The 2,371-nt window shown below is 69.2% G+C and carries 2 protein-coding genes and 1 pseudogene; all 3 read left to right on the forward strand.

The window, feature by feature from the left end; genetic code table 11:
- Positions 1-592: ABC transporter ATP-binding protein (locus I53_RS15480; RefSeq protein WP_043352220.1), on the forward strand; the 592-nt coding region annotated here is incomplete at its 5' end.
- A 17-nt stretch (positions 593-609) separates the two neighbouring features.
- A complete protein-coding gene (locus I53_RS15485) occupies positions 610-1,872 on the forward strand; it encodes a PotD/PotF family extracellular solute-binding protein (RefSeq protein ID WP_043352222.1) in 1,263 nt (420 codons plus the stop codon).
- A gap of 205 nt (positions 1,873-2,077) precedes the next feature.
- Positions 2,078-2,371: pseudogene (locus tag I53_RS15490) on the forward strand (ABC transporter permease); the annotation flags it as partial.

A 2,371-nucleotide genomic window follows, 5' to 3' on the forward strand; every position in this document is an offset into this window, starting at 1 on the left:
CGGCCAGCAGCAGCGCGTGGCGCTGGCCCGCGCCCTCGTCACCGGCCCGAAGGTGCTTCTGCTCGACGAGCCGCTCTCGGCGCTCGATCCGTTCCTGCGGGTGCGGATGCGGGTCGAGTTGAAGCGGATCCAGACCGAGCTGGGCCTCACCTTCATCCACGTCACCCACAGCCAGGAGGAGGCGATGGCGCTCTCCGACCTCGTGGTGGTGATGAATGCCGGGCGGATCGAGCAGGCCGCCGACCCGCGCACCGTGTTCGAGCGGCCGGCGACCGCCTTCGTGGCCCGGTTCATCGGCGGCCACAACGTGATCCGCCTGCCCGACGGGCTCATCGCCGTGCGGGCGGACCGGATGCGCCTCGGCGCCGAGGCCGGCCCCGCCGCGCGGCCGGCCCGGGTGGTGGCTGTCGAGTACCAGGGCACCAGCGTCCATGTCGGCCTCGACGCAGAGGGGCTGGAGCGCGCGCCTGAGAGCCCCGCCGCCCTCACGGCGATCCTCAGCGACGCGGATTTCGCGGCCCGCCCGCTGCGCCCGGGCGACACGATTCCGGTCGGCTGGGACGCGGCCGCCGCCCACCGCCTCGACGCGTAACCGGTACGGAGACGACGATGGATGCTTTCTCGAAGCCGAGCCGGCGCACGCTCCTGAAGGGGGCCGCCGCGCTGGCCGCGACGCCGGTCACCGGCTTCCCGGCGGTGCACGCCGCCGAGCCGGTGACCCTGCGCTACCTCGGCACCGCGGTGAACCAGTCCGCCGACATCGCCAGGAAGGTGAAGGAGGATCTGGGCCTCACCATCGAGTACATACCGGTGGTGACCGACGAGGTGACCAAGCGCGTCGTCACCCAGCCGAATTCCTTCGACCTGGTCGACACCGAGTATTTCAGCCTCAAGAAGATCCTGCCCTCCGGCAACCTCCAGGGCATGGACGCCAAGCGGATCAAACTGGCCGACAAGATCTCGTCGATCTTCACCAAGGGCGAGGTGGGGGGCCGGAAGATCGGCGATCAGGGCACGGCCCCCCGGAAGGTCTTCTATCTGGAGGGCCAGGATTCGAAAAAATTTGCCGGCGAACAGACCGAGTGGATCTCGCTGATCCCCACCGTCTACAACGCCGACACGCTGGGCATCCGGCCGGACCTGATCAAGATCCCGGTGACGAGCTGGAAGGAGCTCCTGAACCCGGCCTTCAAGGGCAAGGCCTCGATCCTCAACATCCCGTCGATCGGCATCATGGACGCCGCGATGGTGGTGGAGGCCTCCGGCGACTACACCTACGGCGACAAGGGCAACATGACGCGCCCTGAGATCGACCGCACCATCAAGGTGCTGATCGAGGCCAAGCGCGCCGGCCAGTTCCGCGCCTTCTGGCAGGACTTCAACGAATCCGTGAACCTGATGGCCTCGGGCGAGACGGTGATCCAGTCGATGTGGTCGCCCGCCGTCACGAAGGTGCGCGCGCAGGGCGTGCCCTGCACCTACCAGCCGCTGAAGGAGGGCTACCGGGCCTGGGCCTCGGGCTTCGGCATCCCCAAGACCCTGAGCGGCAAGAAGCTCGATGCCGCCTACGATTTCATCAATTGGTTCCTGTCCGGCTGGGCCGGGGCCTACCTGAACCGGCAGGGCTACTACTCGGCGGTGCTGGAGACCGCACAGGCGAACATGCAGCCCTACGAATGGGCCTTCTGGATGGAGGGCAAGCCCGCCGAGAAGGACATCCTCGGTCCCGACGGCACCCTGATCGAGAAGGCCGGCGCCACCCGCGACGGCGGCTCCTTCGACGCGCGGATGGGCGCGGTCGCCTGCTGGAACGCCGTGATGGACGAGAACACCTACATGGTGCGCAAGTGGAACGAGTTCATCGCGGCGTGAGGGCGGTGGGCGCCCCCTCTCCGTCCTTCTCACTCCGCGGGCCCTCGGAGACGCCCGTCCTGCGCGGCCACGCGGCTGCCGGATGGAACGCGGGTCCCCTCTCCCGCACGGGAGAGGGGGCGCGGTGCGCCTCGCGGGAGCCGATGTGTGAACATCGGAGCCCGCAGAGGGGGAGGGAAGCGGCGGCGCGCGTGGGGTGAATCCGATGACCGATCTCGCCCTGCCCGCCGCCGAGACCGCCGCGCGGACCGCAGCGCCCACCGTTGCGGGCCGCCCGCGCCGCCGCACCCTCGCCTATCTCCAGGCCGCGCCGCTGGCCCTCGTCTTCCTCGTCTTCCTGGTGGTGCCGCTGGTGCTCACCGGGATCGTCTCGCTGTGGGAGTACAACGAGTACGAGATCATCCCGGCGCTGACCCTGCAGAACTACGCCGACGTCTTCGACGGCTGCCTGTCCGCCGACCTCTGCACCACGCTGCGCACCTATCTCTCGACGGGAAGT

Source organism: Methylobacterium sp. B1 (assembly GCF_000333255.1).
Taxonomy (GTDB): domain Bacteria; phylum Pseudomonadota; class Alphaproteobacteria; order Rhizobiales; family Beijerinckiaceae; genus Methylobacterium; species Methylobacterium fujisawaense.

What these genes read in the sequence shown, in the direction of transcription:
- I53_RS15485 (WP_043352222.1), top strand. Translation starts at nt 610, where the DNA reads ATGGATGCTTTCTCGAAGCCGAGCCGGCGCACGCTCCTGAAGGGGGCC.